15 protein-coding genes and 2 tRNA genes are annotated in these 20,066 nt (G+C 67.2%); 5 read left to right on the top strand and 12 right to left on the bottom strand.

Annotated elements, in window-relative coordinates; all coding sequences use genetic code 11:
* The first annotated feature begins 59 nt into the window (after positions 1 to 59).
* Both ACIQ51_RS07795 and ACIQ51_RS07800 read left to right on the top strand, forming a co-directional pair.
* Positions 60 to 677, top strand: coding sequence for a fumarylacetoacetate hydrolase family protein (locus ACIQ51_RS07795; protein ID WP_396204469.1), 618 nt, complete (start codon positions 60 to 62; stop codon positions 675 to 677).
* Between the two features lie 65 nt (positions 678 to 742).
* A complete protein-coding gene (locus tag ACIQ51_RS07800) occupies positions 743 to 1,777 on the top strand; it encodes a hypothetical protein (RefSeq protein ID WP_396204470.1) in 1,035 nt (344 codons plus the stop codon).
* A gap of 19 nt (positions 1,778 to 1,796) precedes the next feature.
* Here ACIQ51_RS07800 and gltX read toward each other — a convergent pair whose 3' ends face one another.
* From gltX to ACIQ51_RS07820, 4 genes are all read right to left on the bottom strand, one after another.
* A complete protein-coding gene (gltX, locus tag ACIQ51_RS07805) occupies positions 1,797 to 3,254 on the bottom strand; it encodes a glutamate--tRNA ligase (protein ID WP_396204471.1) in 1,458 nt (485 codons plus the stop codon).
* Positions 3,255 to 3,353: 99 nt separating this feature from the next.
* Positions 3,354 to 3,443 (bottom strand) — tRNA-Ser (locus ACIQ51_RS07810).
* Positions 3,444 to 3,686: 243 nt separating this feature from the next.
* Positions 3,687 to 4,745 carry a WD40/YVTN/BNR-like repeat-containing protein gene (locus tag ACIQ51_RS07815; protein ID WP_396204472.1) on the bottom strand — a complete coding sequence of 353 codons (1,059 nt, stop codon included), beginning with the start codon at positions 4,743 to 4,745 and terminating at the stop codon, positions 3,687 to 3,689.
* A 2-nt stretch (positions 4,746 to 4,747) separates the two neighbouring features.
* Positions 4,748 to 4,834: transfer RNA gene (locus tag ACIQ51_RS07820), tRNA-Ser, on the bottom strand.
* Positions 4,835 to 5,005: 171 nt separating this feature from the next.
* Here ACIQ51_RS07820 and ACIQ51_RS07825 point away from each other — a divergent pair.
* Together ACIQ51_RS07825 and ACIQ51_RS07830 are read left to right on the top strand one after the other, a co-directional pair.
* On the top strand, positions 5,006 to 6,022 hold the full coding sequence (locus ACIQ51_RS07825; RefSeq protein ID WP_396204473.1) for a DUF1611 domain-containing protein: 1,017 nt from the start codon (positions 5,006 to 5,008) through the stop codon (positions 6,020 to 6,022).
* Positions 6,023 to 6,066: 44 nt separating this feature from the next.
* Positions 6,067 to 6,816, top strand: coding sequence for a Bax inhibitor-1/YccA family protein (locus tag ACIQ51_RS07830; RefSeq protein WP_396204474.1), 750 nt, complete (start codon positions 6,067 to 6,069; stop codon positions 6,814 to 6,816).
* A gap of 72 nt (positions 6,817 to 6,888) precedes the next feature.
* Here ACIQ51_RS07830 and ACIQ51_RS07835 read toward each other — a convergent pair whose 3' ends face one another.
* The 4 genes from ACIQ51_RS07835 to ACIQ51_RS07850 form a co-directional block, all read right to left on the bottom strand.
* The gene (locus ACIQ51_RS07835) at positions 6,889 to 8,094 is read right to left on the bottom strand and encodes an amidohydrolase family protein (RefSeq protein ID WP_396204475.1); all 1,206 of its coding nucleotides are present in this window, start codon (positions 8,092 to 8,094) and stop codon (positions 6,889 to 6,891) included.
* A 94-nt stretch (positions 8,095 to 8,188) separates the two neighbouring features.
* Complete coding sequence (locus ACIQ51_RS07840; RefSeq protein ID WP_396204476.1) at positions 8,189 to 9,364, bottom strand: DUF4249 family protein; 1,176 nt, start codon at positions 9,362 to 9,364, stop codon at positions 8,189 to 8,191.
* Positions 9,358 to 11,661, bottom strand: a complete 2,304-nt coding sequence (locus ACIQ51_RS07845; RefSeq protein WP_396204477.1) for a carboxypeptidase-like regulatory domain-containing protein — start codon at positions 11,659 to 11,661, stop codon at positions 9,358 to 9,360. The genes ACIQ51_RS07840 and ACIQ51_RS07845 overlap by 7 nt, the downstream gene beginning before the upstream one ends.
* Positions 11,662 to 11,767: 106 nt before the next feature.
* Positions 11,768 to 14,101 (bottom strand): DUF2723 domain-containing protein, encoded by a 2,334-nt coding sequence (locus tag ACIQ51_RS07850; protein ID WP_396204478.1) that lies wholly within the window; start codon positions 14,099 to 14,101, stop codon positions 11,768 to 11,770.
* Between the two features lie 271 nt (positions 14,102 to 14,372).
* Here ACIQ51_RS07850 and ACIQ51_RS07855 point away from each other — a divergent pair, with 271 nt between their 5' ends.
* On the top strand, positions 14,373 to 15,626 hold the full coding sequence (locus tag ACIQ51_RS07855) for an aminotransferase class V-fold PLP-dependent enzyme (RefSeq protein ID WP_396204480.1): 1,254 nt from the start codon (positions 14,373 to 14,375) through the stop codon (positions 15,624 to 15,626).
* A 36-nt stretch (positions 15,627 to 15,662) separates the two neighbouring features.
* Here the strand turns inward: ACIQ51_RS07855 and purH are convergent, their stop codons facing one another.
* The 4 genes from purH to ACIQ51_RS07875 form a co-directional block, all read right to left on the bottom strand.
* Positions 15,663 to 17,192, bottom strand: coding sequence for a bifunctional phosphoribosylaminoimidazolecarboxamide formyltransferase/IMP cyclohydrolase (purH, locus tag ACIQ51_RS07860; protein WP_396204481.1), 1,530 nt, complete (start codon positions 17,190 to 17,192; stop codon positions 15,663 to 15,665).
* A 66-nt stretch (positions 17,193 to 17,258) separates the two neighbouring features.
* Positions 17,259 to 18,002: a phosphoribosylglycinamide formyltransferase gene (purN, locus tag ACIQ51_RS07865; protein WP_396204482.1), complete on the bottom strand. Its 744-nt coding sequence runs from the start codon at positions 18,000 to 18,002 to the stop codon at positions 17,259 to 17,261.
* A gap of 33 nt (positions 18,003 to 18,035) precedes the next feature.
* Positions 18,036 to 18,611 (bottom strand): D-glycero-alpha-D-manno-heptose-1,7-bisphosphate 7-phosphatase, encoded by a 576-nt coding sequence (locus ACIQ51_RS07870; protein ID WP_396204483.1) that lies wholly within the window; start codon positions 18,609 to 18,611, stop codon positions 18,036 to 18,038.
* Positions 18,608 to 20,062: an Ig-like domain-containing protein gene (locus tag ACIQ51_RS07875; protein WP_396204484.1), complete on the bottom strand. Its 1,455-nt coding sequence runs from the start codon at positions 20,060 to 20,062 to the stop codon at positions 18,608 to 18,610. The genes ACIQ51_RS07870 and ACIQ51_RS07875 overlap by 4 nt, the downstream gene beginning before the upstream one ends.
* Positions 20,063 to 20,066 lie beyond the last annotated feature (4 nt).

The following is a 20,066-nucleotide window of genomic DNA, read 5'->3' on the forward strand; positions in this document are numbered from 1 at the left end:
CCAATTATCAGTCTACCGGTCTCGTTTCACCTGTCGCCGTGTCTCCTTCCGCTTCTACCATGTCTCTCCCCTCGAAGATCGTCTGCGTCGGCCGCAACTACGTGGCACACGCCAAGGAAATGGGCAACGACGTGCCCAAAGAGCCGTTGCTGTTCCTCAAGCCGACCTCGTCGATCATCCGCGAGGGAGACGCGATCGTGCTGCACCCGGTCTCGACGCATATCGAGTACGAGGGGGAGATCGCCGTGGTGGTGGGATCTCGCCTGTGCAAGGCGCAGAGCGAAGACGAGGCCGTGGCGGCGATCAGCGGCATCGTGGCCCTCAACGACGTGACCGCGCGCGACCTGCAGAAGAACGACGGGCAGTGGGCGCGGGCCAAGGGCCTCGACACCTTTTGCCCGGTGGGGGTGCCGGTGCCGCCGCCGGCCGATTTCGACAAGGTCGAGCTGATCACCCGGCTGAACGGCAAGGTGGTGCAGCATGCCACCGGTGCCGACATGGTGTTCAAGATCCCCTTCCTCCTCAAGTACATCTCGCAGTACCTGACGCTCGAGCCCGGGGATATCGTGGCCACCGGAACGCCGGCCGGTGTGAGCCCCATCAACCCCGGTGATGTCGTCGAGGTGGAACTGGTCGGGCTCAGCCGGGTGTCAAACCCGGTGGTGGCTGGCGCCTGACGCCCGAGGGGGCGCCGAGGCGCCCCGTCCCCCCTCCCATCAAGAAAGCCGAGTAGATTTCTCGTATGTCCTCCACGCCCCCCCTCGTGCCGCCGGACGGCAACGACTCCGGCACTGCCGGAGCGGAGGGCGCGCGTTCACATGGGGCGTCGCCGCGTCGGGCCTTGAGCACGAGGCTCTCCGGGCTCCCCCGGGGGGACAGGCGCTCGACGCGGGCCATGGCCGTGGCGGTCGCCCTGCATGTGGCGGTGGGCGCCGTGCTCATTCAGGCGCTGACCTTCGGCCACGGCATTCCGGCGTGGCTCGATTTCGGTGGCCAGGCAGCCGCCGTCGAGGAACGCCTCACGTATGTCGCCCCGGAGGCGCCGGCCCCCGTCGTCCCGCGCTCCCGCGCCGAGGTGCCGCCGGCCATGACGGCCGCACCGGCGGCACCGGCGGCTGGTCCATTGTCGGCGCAGCCACTGCCGCCGGCGCCGGTCGCCACGCCCCGTGACACCGGGAGCGGCGTGCCGTCGGGCAACAACGGCGTGGGGGCGATCGACCCCAACGTGCGCGGGGTGCGCCCCAACTACAACGACGAGCGCGTGTGGCGCGGCCCCGTGGGAAGTGGCGGCGGCGGGACCGGCGTGGCGTCAGGGGATCGCGCCGACAAGCTCGATAGCATCATGGCCGGCGTCCTCACGGCAGCGGCCGACTCGCTGGATTCGCTCGCCCGTGCCTCCGGGCGCTATGGCCGCGCGCCCGGTGATTGGACCAAGACCGACAAGAGCGGCAACAAGTGGGGTTGGGACCAGCAAGGCATCCGCCTCGGCAAGGTCATGATCCCCAACGCCCTGCTCGGGCTGCTGCCGCTCAACGCGGCAACCGCTGCCAGCATGTCCGCGAACCCCACCGCCATGGCCCGAGAGGCGCGGCTCGCGGCCGGCCGCGCCGATATTCAGCGCATGTCGGAACGCGGCATGGGTGAGGCCGAGTTCAAGCGGATCGTCAAAGAGATGGACAAGCGCCGCGACGCCGAGCGGCGCGAGCGGCTGCGGGCACCCAGCGCGAGTGTCGCGGCTCCGGTCAAATCGATCGAGCCCAAGAGCAGCGACAAGTAACGGCTGTTCGTCGCGCTGCTCAGCCCCGCAGGAACGCCACCGCGCGGCTCAAGCGCGTGAGCGAACGTTCACGCCCCACGTACAGCAGCACATCAAAGATCCCCGGGCTCACGGTCAGCCCCGTGAGGGCCACGCGTAGCGGCTGGAAGATCTTGCCGCCGGAGATGGCGCGCTCCTCCGCCAACGTCCGCAGCGCTTCTTCCATGGGCGCCGGCTCCCAGTCGCCCAGCGATGCCAGCCGATCGTGCGTGGCTTCGAGAATGTCGGCCGTTGCGGCGGCATCGCGCCACTGCTTGGCAACCGCCTCCGGATCATACTCCACGCCGTCGGTGAAGAACGGCGGCGCCTGCGCCACGATCTCGTCGGTGAGGCGCGCGCGGATGCGCAGCAGTTCGAGCACACCGCAGAACCAGGCGTGATTGGCTGTCAGCTCTGCAACGGTCGACAGCCCAGCGTGCTCAATCATCGGCGCCACGATTGCGGCCAACTCGTCGATCGGCATGTGCGCGAGGTGCTGGCCGTTCATCCACTCGAGCTTCTTCGTGTCGAATACGGCAGCCTTCGCGTGCAGCCCCTGCACACTGAAACGCTCGATCAGCTGCGGGAGCGTCATCACTTCGGTATCGTCGCCAGACGACCAACCGAGGAGGGCGAGGAAGTTGAGCATCGCCTGCGGCAGCAAGCCCTGATGCTGGTAGTCGCCGACCGCCGTGGCCCCATGGCGCTTCGAGAGCTTCTTGCCGTCGGTGCCGTGGATCATCGGCACATGCCCGAACTGCGGCACCTCGGCGCCGAGCGCACGATAGAGCAGAATCTGCTTGGGCGTGTTGGAGATGTGGTCGTCGCCACGCATCACGAGCGTGATCCCCATGGCGATGTCGTCAGACACCACGGCCATGTTGTACACAGGCGTGCCGTCGGAGCGGAGGATGATGAAGTCCTCGATGTCCTTGTTGGGGAACGCGATGCGCCCATGTACAAGGTCGGGCCATTCGGTGGTCCCCTCGGGGACCCTGAAACGAATGGCGTACGGCTCGTTGTTCGCGAGCTTCTGCGCGAGGTCGCTCGCACTCAGGTCGGCCAAGGTACGGTCGAACTTGAACGCGTCGCCGCGCGCCTCGGCTTCCGCGCGCAGGCGCTCCAACTCCGAGGGCGGCGTGAAGTCGCGATACGCCGCACCGCTGTCGAGCAGCGCGTGCGCGTCGGCATAATGGCGCGCCACATTGGCGCCCTGATAGACTACGTCCTCATCCCACGTGAGGCCCAGCCACTGCATGCCGTCGAAGATGGCACGCGTGCTTTCGTCGGTGCTCCGCTGGCGGTCCGTGTCTTCAATGCGGAGGAGGAAGTCGCCGTCGTACTTCTTGGCGTACAACCAGTTGAAGAGCGCGGTACGCGCACCGCCCACGTGCAGGAAACCCGTGGGGGAGGGGGCAAAGCGAACGCGTGGACGCTTCGCGGGGGACGCTGCCGTCATAGTGCCACAGACCGGAGAAGGTCGAAACGACGAAACCAGAGGGACAACCACCGGGATAAAAAAACGCGGGCCCGCCGGCAAGCCAGCGGACCCGCGGGACGGAGAGAGCGGGATTCGAACCCGCGATAGGGGTTGACCCCCTATGCCGGTTTAGCAAACCGGTGCCTTCAGCCTCTCGGCCATCTCTCCTCACCTCACGGACACGGCCAACCCGTTCTTGCCGAACACGTTGCGCGTCTCGCGCCGCCAGAGCTCCTGAGAACCACGACGGAGCGGAAATGTAGTCGGGAGCGGCGCGGGGAAGCAATGGCAACGGCACGGAATGCGGAAGATCGGCGATCGCAGCAGGGCCTATCAGTGAGAACCCGATAGCGCCGCTCGCGCCGACATCAGGGAAGCGGTTGCTGTCGACGATGACACTGGGGGATCAGCCTAGAAGTCGAGGCGCCAGAGCTTGCCGTTGGCGCCGCCGATCCACACGGCGCGGCCGAATGCGTCCACACCGGTGGTGACCTGATCGGTGATGGTGGTCCAGCTGCGTCCTTCGTCCAGGGAGTAAAAGGCCCCGCCGAAGCCCACGGCGACGGCCACGCCGGGGCCGGCGTCGGGCACCCAGGTCACGCCGGCGAGTGCGCCCGGCAATGGCGGTCGCGTACGCAACTGCCAGGTGCGGCCGCCATCGGTCGTCACCCCCACCACCGCTTGTGAGACATCAGTGCGGAGCCTGTTGATGTCGGCGGCGACGGCGATGCCGCGCGTGCCATCGACGAACGAGAGGCCCGTGAGTCCGGCGGCGGTGCCGCGGGTGAAGGGGGTGTTTTCCACGGCCCATGTACGCCCCGCGTCGCGGCTGCGAAAGAGACGGGCCCCGGGGGCGCCGGTGGCCACGTACACCGTGGTGGCATTGCCGTGCACCACACAGCGCCCACTCGCGGCGAAGGCGCCCTCTCCGGGCAGCGGGGAGGGGACGGCGGCCGGCGCGAGCAGCGTCCACGTCGCGCCGGCATCGTCGGTACGCAGGAGGTTCGTGCGTTGATGCGAGGCGTCGCCGTACGCCACCCCCTGCAGGGTCGTGCCGAATGACAGGCAGTCGTAGAACGCCGAGGGATCGGGATTGATGAACTGCAGGCGCCAGGTGGCGCCACCGTCGGTGGTGCGGTAAATGCGCGACTTCGAGCCGTCTCCTGCACTCAGAATCCAGGCGGTGTCGACGCTGACGGCGTGCACGTCGCGGTATTCGAGGGTGTCGCCGGCCGGCGTTTCCACGCGCTCCCAGGTGCGGCCACCATCACGGCTTCGCAGCACGGTGCCGCGGTGCCCGGCGGCCCACACGACTTCGCTGTTTACCGCGTGCACCGCCTGCAGGAGCGTGGTCACGCCGGTCGGCCACTCGGTGATGCGCGGCACGCTCTGGGCACCGGCGGAAACGGCAATCGCCGCCGTGACGACGGCGGCGATTGCGACGGCTGAGCTCTTCCCTCGGATACGCATAGCGGGGGGAGTGGGATTCGAACCCACGGTACCGTTGCCGGTACGCCGGTTTTCAAGACCGGAGCCTTAAACCACTCGACCATCCCCCCTGACACCGCGCTCTGTAGCTGCGCGGGGCAACGGCAAGTTAACGGGCGACGTAGGAAACGTCCAAGTTCATGGGCGGATGCCGCCGCGGCGGACGGCGCCGAGGCGACGACTCAGCGGCGCATCGGCGTAGCGGCGTAGCGGGTTACGGTCTTCGGCGACAGCTTCATGGCATGCCTGAACTGCGCAAACCCTACCTCCTCTATCTGGGCGACGCCCAGTACGCCACCGACGCCAAGACAGCCTGTGGTCTTCGCGACTGGTGCCCAACCGATGTTGTGGGCGAGTGGAGCCTCCCAACGGCGACCGTGAGTGTGGGGCTGCCGCGTCTCTCCCCCGCCGATGCGGCCGCGAAGAGCGCTGGCAGCCTCGTGATCGGGATCGCGTCGGTGGGGGGGAAGCTCCCCGATAGCTGGGTCCCCGACCTGCTCGATGCCATCGCCCACGGCCTCGACATCGTGAGCGGCATGCATACACGCCTCACCAGTTTCCCGGTGTTGGTGGAGGCGGCCCGCACCCGGGGGGTGCGGCTCATGGACGTGCGGCACACCGACCAGAGATTTCCGGCAGGGGAGGGGACCAAGCGCAGCGGCATGCGCATCGCCACCGTTGGCACCGACTGCGCCCTCGGCAAGAAGTATACGGCGCTGGCGCTTACCAACGCGCTCCGTGCCCACGGCGCGAAAGCCACCTTCCGCGCTACCGGGCAGACGGGGATCATGATCGCCGGCAGCGGCATCGCCATCGATGCCGTTGTCGCCGACTTCATTGCCGGCGCCGCCGAAGTGCTGTCGCCCGCCAACGACCCCGATCACTATGATGTGATCGAAGGGCAGGGCTCACTCTTCCATCCGGCCTACGCGGGCGTGACACTCGGGCTGCTGCACGGCTCTCAACCCGACTGGATCGTACTCTGTCACGATCCCACACGCACCACGATCGAGTATCGCCCCGACTTCCCCATCCCGCCGCTGCGTGACGCGGTGGCGCAGTACCTGGCCGCGGCCCGAATCACCAATCGCGGCGTGCGGCTCGCCGGCGTATCGATCAATTCGTCATCGCTGGACGACGCGGCGTGGGCCGAATACCGGACACAGGTGCAGGTGGAGCTTGGCGTTCCGGTGTGCGATCCTCTGCGTGGCGGTCTCGATCCGATCGTTTCGCAGGTGCTTGGTGTAGAATCCCTGTAGTTGTTGCGACCTTCGCAGGTCCGTTCTCCTACTGACCAACTCCCATGCGTACCAATAATCCGGTTCTCTCCAAATTCACCGACACCGCACGCGAGACGTTCGGCGTGTCGCGAACGGGTGGCATGACCGTGGCTGGAACCGCCGGTAAGGCGAGCCTGCTGCTGGCGGTTGTCGCCTTTTCGGCGTTCCTGACCTGGAGTCAGGTGGCAGGTGGTCGTACGGACCTGGTCATGCCGGCTATGCTCGTGGGTGGGCTGGGCGGCTTTGTGTTCGCGCTTGCCACGAGCTTCCGTCCACAGTGGGCGCCTGTCACCGCGCCCATCTACGCGTCGCTGGAAGGGATCTTCCTCGGTGCGCTCTCGGCGCTGTACAACCTCCGCTTCGCGGGGCTGCCGCAGCAGGCGGTGCTGCTCACCTTCGGGGTGGCGGCCGGTGTGCTGGTGCTCTACCGCGTGCGTGTGCTCCGCGCGACGGAAGGGTTCAAGCGCATGCTCGTCGGCGCGATGATCGGCATCGGGCTCTTCTACCTCGGCTCGTTCCTGCTTTCGCTCTTCGGCGTACAGATCGGCTACTTCACGTCGAACGGTTGGCTCGCGATTGGCATCAACGTGGCCATCGCCGGCGTGGCCGCGCTCAACCTCGTGCTCGATTTCGACCGGATCGAGGAAGGCGCGCGCATGGGTGCCCCCAAGGCCATGGAGTGGTTCGCGGCGTTCGGCCTGATGGTCACGCTGATTTGGCTGTATCTAGAGTTGCTGCATCTCCTCTCGCGCCTGCAGGGGCGTCGGAACTGACGCGGTAGGGTTTGCTGTCGCCAAAGCAAACGAGGGCCGATCGCATTCGCGACCGGCCCTCGTTGCGTCTATTTACTTTGGCCAGCCCGTCATGGGGATGCCGGTGATGCGCAGGGCATTCTGGTAGTACACCTTCTTGAGTACCGCATCGGGGAGATCGATGCCGTACAGCTTCCAGAAGGCGTGGTAGTCACGGTAATAGTCGAAGTAGTCGTCGCGTGTTTCGAGCACGCGCCAGTAGTACGGGTACTCCTCGGGCTGGTAGCTGTCCTTCCCGAAGAGAATGCGGTCCTGATACTTGATGAAGAAGTCGTGCGCCGCGCGGGGCTGACGGCCAATGTCGTAGAGTACCGCCCCCATTTCGCCGAGGACGTTGGGCATCTCGTCGAACATCTTGCCGAGGCGACCGAGGTCGTTGGCGTGCCAGCCCAGATGCGCGGTCACGAAGGTGGTCTTGGGGTTCGCGCGGAACAGGCTGTCGCGTTCGGCCATAAGCTGCTCGAAGCTCGGGTAGCGATCCTGCGGATAGCTGCGCTCCGGGAAGAGCGACTGCTCGAGCCAGCGCTCGTTCGTGTAGTCCACCGCGCGGAAGAATTCCTGTGGGTCTGCCGTGTGGATGAACACCGGCAGCTTGAGGCGCGCGGCCGCTTCCCACACGGGCTTGAGCTCCGGGTCGTTGAGCTTGAGGCGCGTGCCGTCGGCCTTCTTGGTGGAGAGTCCGAAGCCCTTGCCCACTTCGCCGATGCCCACGGCACCTGCCTTGGCGTCGGCGTCCATCTGCGCCACCGCCTTGGCGGCCCACCCCGGCGCGCCGACGCCGCTGAAGTTGATGCCGGTCAGGAAGCGCACGCGGTCCTTCATCGTGGGCGTGCTCCGGACCAGCTCCACGCCCTTCACCAACTGGTCGCCGCTCACGTTGTTGGCGACGAGCATGAGGCGCACGTTGATGGAGTCGAGCTGTCTGCCCATGCGCTCGATCGCATCCACGCTGCCAAGCTGCCCCGACGGATGGCCATGGAAGTCCACCACCGGAAACTTGGCCTTCATACGCATCGTGGCCGGCACCTTGAGCGTGCTCTTGGGGCGGTAATCCACGATGCTGGGTACGTCGCCCTGCGGCGCGAGGCAGGTGCGCGGGCGGATTTCGGTGGTGCCCTTGGGGCACTCCTCGCCGGGCTTGATCTGGGTACCGCCACGGAATCCCTGCGCCAGGGTGACGCCGGGGAGGGTGAGCGAGAGCACGACAGCCGCCGAATGGGCAACGCGACGTACGAACATGCGGGAAACTCCGTCGGTGGGAAATGCAACCGGGACCATGAAATCTACGCGCCCCGTGTGCCCGGGGACCATGCTCCGGCGCCGTGCCGTCCGATCAGCGACTCGTTCGGCGGAAGATGCGCGGTCCCGTCGGGTCGAAGCGGGTGGACCAACTGCCTACGATCGAGTCACCGAGCACCCTGCCTGTGAAGAACCCCGCGGTGTCGGCGCTCGAGGTCCCACGCAGCGTGGCGAGGCGTACGGTCCCGTCGTCGGCAAGCGTGCCGACGATGAACTGCTCCGGGGTGCGGCGGCGGCCGCTGAGCGCCGAGAAGCGGGGCCCGGGAGTTTCGAGCCAGAGATCGAAGAGGACGTCGGTGCCGGTGGTGGTCACGCCGCGCCACCCCGCATCGATCGGGGCACGGTCCTGCTGCAGCACGGACAGCTCGAAGCGCTGCAGTTCGAGCACGCTCGCAAACAGACCGATCCCGCCTTGCACACTGCTGATCAACCCGGTGCCACCGAACGGATCGTTCCCCGAGCGGTTGTAGTCGTAGAAGTTGCGATCGACGGCCACGATGCTCCCCGTTTGCCGGAACCCCGGTAGGAAGACGCTGGGCAGCCCCGGCGCGAGGAAGTTGCGGAGACGCCCGTCGAGGGCGAATCGGGTACTGTCGGAGAATAGCGCCCATGGCCCGTACGGGCTCTCCACACGCACGGCGTACGTGCGGGCTGCCTCCACGGCGGGCCATTCGAGGCGCAGTGTGTCGCGGTCGCGCAGAAAGGTCGACGTGCGCACGGCGAGGGCGCCGGCACGCCACCCGGGCGGTGCACCGGGCACGCGCGTTGCGCCGGTCACGAGCTGCCCGGCCGAGGTGCGGATGCGCAGGCGATATGACTGCCCCGGTTGCACGGCGAGCATCGCGCGCGGTACCACGTAGCGACCGGTTCCACGCGTACCAATGCGCGTCTCGGTCGCGCGTACCCCCGCCGTATCACTTCCCGTTAGCAGCCGGACGTCGGCATTGGCGATCGGGTCGCCGCCGGCCGTGCGAATTGGATCGAGCGGATTGAAGTCGCGATTGTCGTTGATCGCCACGCGTCCCGTCAGCGACGCCTCCACGAGAATGACCTGCTCGAGGGCGTCGGGATTGAGCACCGCGTGGACCACGACCGCAGGCGCCGGTGGTGCCACGGTGACCTCGGCGATCTCACAACCCGTCGCCGCCAACATCCCGGCGGCGAGCGCCGCAACGAGAGACCAGCGCGCAGACCGCGGGCGCATCACCATGAAACCGTCACACCGAAGGTGGGCAGCAGCGGAAATTGTGAGAACGCCGCGCGGGTAGGCGGATTGGCGGTATAGTCGAAGATGTAGGTGAACACGTTGCGCGCGTTGTACGCATTGATCAGCGACAGATACGGCGCCCACGTGCGCTTGCCGGGGCGGTTCCAGGTCACGCTCAGGTCGAGGCGCTGCACAAGCGGGAACCGGGCACCGTTGCGGCGCCCCCCGATCGGTTCGCGTTGCACCGGCAGGTTCTGCGTGGAGAAGGTGTTGGTGAGGGGATCGTAGCGGCGCCGCACCAATTGCCCCGTCACATCGGTGAAGGGTGTGCCCGTCCCCACGCCGAGCCGCGCGCCGTACGTGAATCGCCCACCCGGCCGATACGACGTCACGAGGTTCACGTTGTGCCGACGATCCTGGATAGGCGCAAAGCGCCCCTCTGGTCCTTCGCGCCAGTTCACCGCGTACGAGTAGGCCAGCCATCCCGATAGCGTTCGTGATTCGAGCTGCCGCACCAGCACATCCGCCCCGTAGGAGCGCCCCTCGGTGGCCGTGAACTCGTCGCCAAGGACGCCGGGATCATTGAAGAAGTTCGAGACGGGCAGGCGGTCGTAATCCTTGGCCCACGTCTCCACGCGAACGAAGCGCGTTCGGTCGAACCAGCGCTCGGCGCCGACGGTCCCCTGCCATGCCGACGCCACCGGGGTGGAGCGATTGGCTACCAGCCAGAAATCGAAGACCCGCACGGGCGCTTGCTCGTTACGCAGCGCCGGGGTCCACTGCGTGGTGCGCGCTACCCCGGCGGTGAATGCCAGATCTTTACCGGCAAACCACTTCATCGAGATGCGGGGTGAGACCCCCTGCCAGCCGGTACCGGTGACCGTCTCGCCGCGCACCCCGACTCGGGTGAGCAGCCGCGAGGCACGTACCGTGTGATCCACGTACACCGCGCCCGCAGACGGCCCGTCGGCCACGGCCAGCAGTGGGGCACTGCTGGCGGCGCTCGATTGGGCATCGAATCGCACCCGGTAGCTCGACCACTCGTATCCCACGAGGGTTTCGTGCTGCCCCCGCCACCTCGATACCTCGCCCCACAGGCGACGGTCGCCTAGCGAATTGGTGAACCGCAGCGAGCCGTTGCCGAGATCAAGCGTGGTCCCGAACCCGGTCAAGGACCCCCGCTGCATCACGCGCGCCGAATCGGCGCGCAGCAGACCCCGGCCTGCGGCGCCCAGCGGCTGCTCGTAGGCAATACCGACGAGCGAATTCCCCCAGTCGAACGCCAGCCCACCACCGCCCGCCGAGGACGAGTCCCCGAAGATGGCCAGCGAGGCCTTGATGATGTCGCTGCCCCGGTAGGCTGTGGCCGACAGCGTACCACCATGCCCGAAACGGTGCCGCACGTGCGCCTGCATATCGGTGAACCAGTACGGCAGCTGATTGTCGGTGAACAGGGCCACAAACCGGTCGGCGTAGGTCCGGCGCGCCGCCACGCTCCAGCTGGTAGTGCCACGCACCGTGCCGCCGAGCGATAGCGTGCTGGCCAGCAGCGAGACGCTGGTGGCGCCGTGGAGGCCGGCACGTTCCTCCTCCTTGGGGGTCACGTTCAGCACACTCGAGAGACGCGACCCGTGGCGCGCCGGAAACGCCCCCGGGATGAGCTCAAAGGCTCCGACGGTCTCGTCGATGAAGGTGCCGAACAGGCCACCGAGGTGAAACGGATTGTAGATCGGGTAGCCGTCGAGCAGGACCAGATTTTGGTCACTCTCGCCTCCACGCACGTTGTAACCAGCGGTGAAGTCGTTGGTCGCGACAACGCCCGGAAGCAGCTGCACCACGCGCAGCACATCAGGTTCGCCGATCACGGGAACACGCTTCACCGCCTCGCCGCGCATGGTGATCACCCCCGCGTCCGGCGAGCGCCTGAAGAGGGACCGTTCGGCGGCGTCGGTGGCGACCCGCACGGTGCTGAGCTGCGTGCTGCTGGGGCGGAGTCTGAAGTCGATCACGATCGTGGTGGCGCTACGTACGTCCACGGTTTGTGTGTCGGGGGCGTACCCCACCCGCGACGCCACGAGCGCCATGCGTCCCTTGGGTACCCGCAGCTGAAAGCGCCCGTTGTCGTCGGTCAGTACGCCGGTGCGCGTGCCCCGCACCACCACCGCCGCTGCGGCAACCGGCGCGCTGGTGGCGATATCGATCACACGGCCACGCACGTCGGCCAGCGAATCAGCGGGTGACATAGCAGCGGAGGCAGGCGGCTGCACGAGCAGCAACGCCGCAAGAACGGTGGTGAGCATCAGCAAAGCGAATGAGGAACGGACGGAGCGCGTTCCCCATGGGCCACAACGAAAAGGGGACGGCGTGTCGGACGCCGTCCCCCAGTGGTCCCACGAGCGGTCGCGCCTATTTCCTGGTGGTGTCCGCCGGCAGCTGGAGCTGCTGTGCCGCCGTGTCGGCGCCCGGGGCGATCGGCAGCTGCGGCTGACGGTCGAAGCCGAACATCTGCGTGCGTCGCATGGCCGCCGCAATGGACTTGGACTGCTCGTACACCGCCTTGGACTGCTCCATGGCGCCACTCTGGGCCAGCGCTTCGGCGAGCGTGACCCCGCTGATCACGTAGAGGTCAGGGATGCCCACGGAGGCGTCGTCCACCCAGCCGTCGCGTGCCGCGAGTGACTTGGTGGCAGTGAACACCTTGCTCCAGAGTTCGTACGAGCGGCGCACATCCACCGCGCCCTCGCCCGGAATGAGCGCGATGTCGCCGCCCGGCACCACCTGCTGCGTCAGGAGCTTCTTGGTCATGCCGTGCGTGACCGTGTAGCGCTCGAGCCCCAGCTCGTACGGGTAGCCGCCGGCCGTGCGGCTGAAGAAGATCCCGCGCTCCGGGAAGGCATCGCGCAGCATGAAGTACACGAGCTGATCGGCCTTCATGAGCTGTGGAAGACGCGGCTGCGCCACGATCGCGTCCTTCTGGAACGCCGCATTTTCCGGCGTGGCAATCGCCAGCGGCAGCGCGTCGGCTTCGTCGAAGGTCATCCGAATCGGCGAGCCACTCGGCTTCTTCCACTGTCCGCTGCGGTAGATCTCGGGGCCCGCTGCCGCGTCGTACTCGTACACCGGACGGCGAATGAGCTGACGCACGTACCAGTCGGTGTTAAGCAGCGACGTGTTGGCGATCACCACGTCCTTGCGAATGCCCTCCACTTCCTGCGCATACCAGAGCGGGAAGGTGTCGTTGTCGCCCACGGTGATGAGAATGCCGTAAGGCTCCACGGAGTTGAGCAGGTCGCGGGCGAAATCCGTGGTGTCGGTCTGGCCGGCGCGCGAGGCCTGCGTCCAGTTGCCGAAAAGCGGGATGAACGCCACGGCCAGCAGCGGCGACGCCATGGCGAAGCTGCGCGTACGCGGCTCAAGCACCGTCTCCTTGCCCAGCTTCACTTCATCGGCGCCGAACAGCGTGGCCACCGTCTCCCAGAGATAGAACAGCCCGAGCGCGGCCCAGACCGACAGCGCCGAGAAGCTCCAGAGGTAGAAGTAGTCTCGGTCGCGCACCTCACGGGGCACGCTGTCACCCAGATCGGGCGCCTGCGAGTGCCCGTACTTGAAGTTGAGGTAGAAGATCAGCCCCAACGTCATGGTGAACACGAGTGGGCCGAAGAACCAGAAACTTCGTCGGTCCTTCTTGAAGTGCATCCATCCGCCAAGAATGACGAGGATGAAGTAGAAGACCGCGAGCCCGTTCTGGAGCCCCGGGTTCTCGTTGTACGCGTCGCGCAGCCACTGCCACTTGAAGTACAGCCAGTACATCCCCAGCTGGGCGGTAAACGGCGCCTGGCGCTCGCTGAGCTCCGGCTTGCCGTATTGGCCGCGGTTGAAGTTGTACATGAAGCGGTCGTACGTGAGCTGGCTGAAGGTGCAATCGGCCTTGAGTTCCGTCACGCAGCCAGTCGGTTCCCCCTCGTTGATGGCGGGGAAATGCGCGGCGCGGATGGGCTGCGTGGCGAAGGGCGTAAGGCCGAACACCAGCGCGGCGGCACAGGCTACCAGCAGCTTCCAGCGGAGGAGCGTCTGCGGGCGGCGAATGAGCACCGCCATTCCGACCGCGGGCGCGGCGAGCATGCCGGCCATGTGGTTCGTGTAGCCAAGGCCCAGCAAATAGGCGACCAGCACGAGCAAGCGGTCAGCCAGCGGGCCCTCGGGATCGTCGCACCAGCGCACCGTGAGCCAGCAGATGATGGCGAGCCCCACGAGTGAAACCGTGTAGACCTTCTCGTTCACCACCGACTGGTTCCACACCGTGAAGGCGGTGGCACCGATCAGGACCGCGAGCGAGCCGCCCACGATGCGCTGCCAGCGACGCGGCATCCACTGCACCAGCACGCGCTCGGTCACGAGGAACCAGAACATCGCCGATACCGCGCTCGACAACGCGGCCAGCACGTTGATGCGCATGGCCACGCTGGGGGCGATGGGGAGGATGGCGAAGACCCGTCCGATGAGCACGAAGAACGGGTTGCCTGGCGGGTGCGGAATGCCGAGCACGTACGCGGCCGCGATGTACTCGCTGGTGTCCCACATGGACGTCGTGGGAGCGAGGGTGACCACGTACAGCACGAAGGTCACCACCGCCGCGATCGCCGCGGCGAGGTAGGACGGTCGGTAGTCGAGGTCAGCGGACGCGGCGCGTGTGGCACCGGAGGCGGCCGTGGTCGCGGAAGCAGTTGCTGCGACGGTCATGGACTGATCGGAGGGTGTGCGGCCCGGCCCGGAGGGGGCGGGGCAGTCCAACGGGAAGAGCGCAGTGATTCGGGTACGCCGGAATCCCGAAAGTTCGCCCCGGGCGGCGGAGGGCACAACCGCCCGGGGCCCCGGAGCCGTCGAACCCCAGGGCACGCGCGGCCCGCGCACCATATACTTTCGCCTGCACGGCCCGGGCGTTGCCCCCCGACCGCTCGGCGCCCGGCGCCCGGCGCGAACGCCCCCCCGATCCAGCCCCAGCCCTTCCCCCATGCACAAACGCGAGTTCCTGCGAGCCGTCGGCACCGCCTCCCTCGGGCTGTTCTTCACGCCGGGGCAGGTCGCGGCCCTGTCCCGCTGGTCGCCCGCCGAGTTGGCGGCCCGCGAAGACTTCTGGAGCGAACTCCGCGCCACCTATGTGGTGCCTACCGAGTTCATCCACCTCGAGCACGGCTACTACTCGATGCAGTCGCAGCCGGTCCTGGAGCGCTACGTGGGCCATATCCGGGCCGTGAATGCGCTCAGCTCGCGTTACATGCGCACCGTGCAGGCGCCCAACAAGGCCCGGGTGCAGGCACGGCTTGCCGCGCTCGCGGGGTGTACCTCCAATGACCTGATCATCACGCGCAACACCACCGAATCGCTCGATACGGTCATCTCGGGATTCGACTGGAAGCCTGGGGATGAGGCGGTGATGTCGGTGCACGACTATGGCGCCATGCTCGACCAATTCGCGCTCATGGGGCGCCGGTGGGGCATCCTGAACCGGCGTGTGACGGTGCCCATCGATCCGAGGAGCGATGACGAGGTCGTGCAGGTGTACGCGAACGCGATCACGCCGCGGACGAAGCTGCTGATGGTGTGCCACCAGATCAACATCACCGGGCAGGTGCTCCCGGTGCGCAAGATCTGTGACATGGCGCATGCGCACGGCGTGCCGGTGATGGTGGACGGCGCGCACGCCTTCGCCCAGCTTGACTTCCGCATTCCGGAGCTCGACTGCGACTTCTACGGCGCCTCGTTGCACAAATGGCTGGGCACTCCGCTCGGGGCCGGCATCCTGTATGTGAAGCCGGGGCGCGTGGAGCAGCTGTGGCCCCTCTATGGTGACGAGGGGTTTGCGAAGGACGACATCCGCAAGCTCAATCACACCGGCACCCACCCGGTGCACACCGATCTCGCGATCGAGGATGCCATCGCCGTTCACGAGGCGATCGGGATCCGGCGCAAGCAGGAACGGTTGCGCTGGTTGCAGCAGTACTGGACGACGAAGGTACGCGGCACGCCGCGCGTGCAACTGTTCACCCCGAGCGATCCGGCGCGTACCGGCGCCATCGCAAACGTGGGCATCGAGGGGATGCCGCCGGGCGAACTCGCCACCGTGCTCATGGACCGCTACCGGATATTCACCGTCGCCATCGATACCGCGGGCGTGACGGGGGTGCGGGTGACGCCGCAGCTGTTCACCACCACCGCGGAGCTCGACGCGCTGGTGCGCGCCATCACGGAGCTGGCCCGGCACTGACCTGACGGCGTGCCGGGACCAATGCTTCCGGATGACTCAGTGTCGGAACAACCGCTCGCCCGTGAAGACCATGGCGATGCCGTGCTCGTTGGCCGCAGCGATCACCTCTTCGTCGCGTACAGAACCACCGGGCTGCACGATGCAGGTCACGCCCGCTGCCGCCGCTTGATCGATGCCGTCACGGAACGGGAAGAACGCATCCGAGCCAAGGGCCGCGCCCTTGGTGTCGTGACCGAGCGTGGTGGCCTTGTGTACCGCCACGAAGCTCGCGTCGACGCGGCTCATCTGACCGGCGCCGATGCCGATCGTGGCCCCGTTGCGTGCGAGCACGATCGCATTGCTCTTCACGCTCGCCACGCTCTTCCACGCGAAGAGCAGGTCCCGCTGTTCCTCGGCGGTGGGTTGACGGCTGGAGACCACCGTCCACTGTTGCGGATCCGTCGGTGCCGGCGCACGGTCCTGGACCAGCAGGCCGCCGCGTACCCGCTTGAGATCCATCGTGTTGGCCGGCCAGAGGGCTCTTCCCTCGAGCACGCGCAGGTTCTTCTTGCGCCCAAGAATCTCGACGGCTTCTTCGGCGAACGCGGGGGCCACGATGCACTCTACGAAGAGGCTCGAGATGGCCTCAGCGGCCGCCGCATCCACCGCCACCGAAAAGGCGATCACACTGCCAAACGCGCTCACCGGGTCGCAGGCGAGGGCCTTCCGGTAGGCGTCGAGTGCATCGTGGCCGGTGGCAAGACCGCATGGTGTGGTGTGCTTGATGATCGCACACGCCGGCTGCACGCCGAATGGCTCGATCGCCAGCAGTGCCCCTTCGAGGTCGAGCAGGTTGTTGAACGAGAGTTCCTTGCCCCCCTTCTGCACGAGCGCACCCAACCCGGCGCCCGGCTTCTCCACGTAGAACGCCGCCCGCTGCTGCGGATTCTCGCCGTAGCGGAGCGACTGCTGCTTCTCGAAGGCGAGCGGGTAGCGGTCCGGGAAGGGCTCCCCACGCTGCTGCGCAAACCACTGCGCGATCGCCGCGTCGTAGGCACTCGTATGCGCATAGACTTTTTCGGCGAGCAGGCGGCGCAGGGCGGCGTCGTCGGTCCCGGCGCTCACGTGCTCCAGCACGCGCGCGTAATCCGACGGGTCCACAATCACCCACACGCTCTCGAAATTCTTGGCGGCGGAGCGCAGCATCGAGGGGCCGCCGATATCAATGTTCTCGATCACCTCTTCCGGATGAACGCCCGGCTTCGCGGCGGTTTCGCGGAAGGGATAGAGGTTCACCACCACGAGGTCGATGAGGCCGATGTGGTGGGCCTCGATCGCCGCCATGTGCTCGGGCAGGTCGCGGCGGGCGAGCAGCCCACCGTGCACCACGGGGTGCAGTGTCTTCACGCGACCATCGAGCATCTCGGGAAAGCCGGTGATGTCGCTGATGTCCTTCACGGACAGTCCGGCGTCGCGCAGCGCGCGCGCGGTCCCGCCGGTGGACACGAGTTCTACGCCCTTGGCCGCCAGGCCCTGAGCAAACGGCACGAGGCCGGACTTATCGGAAACGGAGAGAAGGGCGCGCATGGCAGTCGTGCGAAGTCGAAGGAACGCGGGCGCGGGGCCCCGGCAGGGGCGTCCACGGAATGAGCGTTAGCGGGGGAACAACCTGGCCGCATCCTGAGCAAACGCCTGAAGGTCGCCGGTTGTGTCCGGTTCGAGTCCGAACCGCCATTCCGGAGCCGCCACGTCAACAAGGATGTCGAGATGTCCGTGTACCCGGCGATCATCGCCAAGGACGATGGCACCGCTGGCCACGGCGGCCACGCACAGCGGGAAGAGCCGGTGCTCGGCCCGAAGGACCCGCGCGGCCAGCAGCGCCGGCGTGTCGCCGGGAAGCACCGGCACCGGCCACTGCGCCACGATCGGCCCGCGGTCGAACTGCTCATCCACGAAGTGCACAGTGACACCCGTGATGGTGGCGCCATGGTCGAGCACCGCGGTGTGGATGCGCAGGCCGTACATCCCCGGCCCCCCGAAGGCTGGGAGCAGCGCGGGATGGATGTTGAGCAGCCGCCCGTGAAAGGCCCGCACCACCCCCTCGGGGACCAGCTTGAGGTAGCCAGCCAGCACCAGCAGGTCCGCACCCGCCGCGCGCAGGGTGGCCACGAGCGCCTCACTGTCGCGCGGAGCGTCGATCACCCCAGTGGCGATGCCCGCCTGCTGCGCCCGTGTGAGCGCGCCGGCGTCGGCGCGGTCGGATCCCACCCACACGATCTCCCCCATCGACTGCGCCGGACCGGCGAAATGGTCGATGAGGACCTGCAGGTTGGAACCGCCACCGGAGGCGAGGACGGCGATGCGGGAGCGACGGTGCACGGAGTGATCAGAGCTCATGGGCGCGGACAGGCGGAGAGCAGGAAGGGGGCGTCAGGGCAGCGCTACGCCAAGGGTCTGCAGCGCCAACTGCACGGCGCTGATCAGCGACTCCACCACATGGATTCGCGGGGAGGCGGACGACCGGGCCATTTCCACGTCGTCGGCCGGCGATTCGATCCCCGGGACAAGCATGCCGACCCCGCCGGTGGCGAGCGCCGGCTGTGCATCCCGCCAGCGGTCACCGATGTACGCGCTGGTCGCGAGATCCAACCGATGCTCGGTGGCTGCCCGCTCATATAGCGCCGTGCCCGGCTTGCGGCAGCGACAGGCATCACTCGGCAGATGCGGGCAGTGATAGGTGTCCAGGACGGTACCTCCCGCCTTGGCAATCAGCTGCTCGGTGCGCGCCCGGGTGGCGTGGTACTGCTCGGGGGTGATCAGACCGCGTGCGATCCCCGACTGGTTCGTCACGATCACGACGGGCACGTTGGCGGCATTCGCCAAAGCCACCGCCCGCCCCGCCTCCGGGAGCAGCACCACACGCGAGGCATCGGCCAGATAGTGCGCGTCGGCGATGAGGGTGCCGTCGCGGTCGATGAACAGCGCGGGGCGCAATCCCTCGCTCAACGACGGCCTCGGCGTGTGGTGAGCGGAAGCAGACTTGTGCGGCGGACCGTTCGCGCCGTATCGGAGCGCACCCGTGCGGTGTCGCGCTTCGCCGTGGTATCGCGCTTCGCCGTAGTGTCGCGCTTCGCCGTGGTGTCGCGTTTCGCGGTGGTGTCGCGTTTCGCGTCGGTCTCCTTCTTCGGGGGCCGAGGGATCGTGAAGGTGCGCGCCGGAGCCTTGGTGATGGCATTGAGGCTCTTCACGCCGGTCAACTGAAGCCGATAGGTCGCTCCGGGCGGGAGCGCCGAGTCGAGCGTTACGAACGCCTCGGTGTACACGCGCGGCCGGGACATCGTGGGCGGAGGGGTGGTGTCGAGCGGCAGCGCTCGGCCACCGCGTGCTCGAGCGGCCTGCCGTGCAGCTTCGCGGCGCTCTCGGTCGGCGGCGGCGACACTGTCCGCACGGCGCACCTCAGCGACGGAGTCGCGACGGGCGCGTTGGGCTGCCGTGAGCACCGTGTCCTTCTTGGCTTCTTCCGCCTTAACCGAGTCCGCCTTGCGCTTGGCGAGCGCCGAGTCGAGCAGGGCCTTCTGCCCGGCGGTCTGCACAAGCTTCACGCGAAAACGCGTGGAGTCCGGCAAGCGTGACAGCAGCGTGCCTTCGGGGACAAAGAATTGGTCGAGCGCGTACGGCTTGTCGAAGGTCACCTTCAGCACGCGGTTGCTGTCGACCGGTTCGATGCTCTGGATACGCAACCCCACGGTGTCCCGGGCGAAGAGATAGAACTCGGCGCGTGCTACCGTGGCGACCTGGATACGCGTGGAGTCCCACTGCTCGAGCGGCTCCAGCTGCTTGTTCGTGTTGCGGTCGTTGTATGCCCGCAGCAAGTATGCCCCGACGGGAATGTTCGTCAGTTCGAAACGCCCCACGCTGTCGGCGACCGTCTGGAATACCAGCGTCGTGTCGGAGGACACCGCTTCGATGACCGCACCGTTCTGCGGCTTCGCTGCTGCCCAGTCGAATGCCACACCGCTGATACGGGTGTCGGGGATGGGGCCGCCGGTGGAGAAGACCACACGGATGGCGGAATCGAGGCCATTGTTGGCCAAGTCCTGAACGCCGGCCCGGAGCTGCACGGTATACACCGTATTGGGTCGCCATCCCTTCGAGGGACGGATCTGGATCGACTTACGGTTCCAGGCCACGCGCGGTTCACCACTGCGGGGACTGATGAACACGAGATCCTTCAGGTCACGCCCCCCGGCTTTCGGGGTCTCGCTGACCACCTCGTCGAAACGGATCTCCACGGTCGATGGGCGGCCCACCACGGATCGCGATGTCGGGGTAACCGAGAGCACGAGTGGTGGGGCGTTATCAGGGGGACCGCCAGGCGGCAGCGCCTGATTGGCGCAGGCGGCCCCTGCGACGAGTGCCGCGCCGAACACCACGACGCGGCGCACCGCAGCTCGCATCGCC

This window comes from Gemmatimonas sp. (assembly GCF_044344655.1).
Lineage (GTDB): Bacteria > Gemmatimonadota > Gemmatimonadetes > Gemmatimonadales > Gemmatimonadaceae > Gemmatimonas.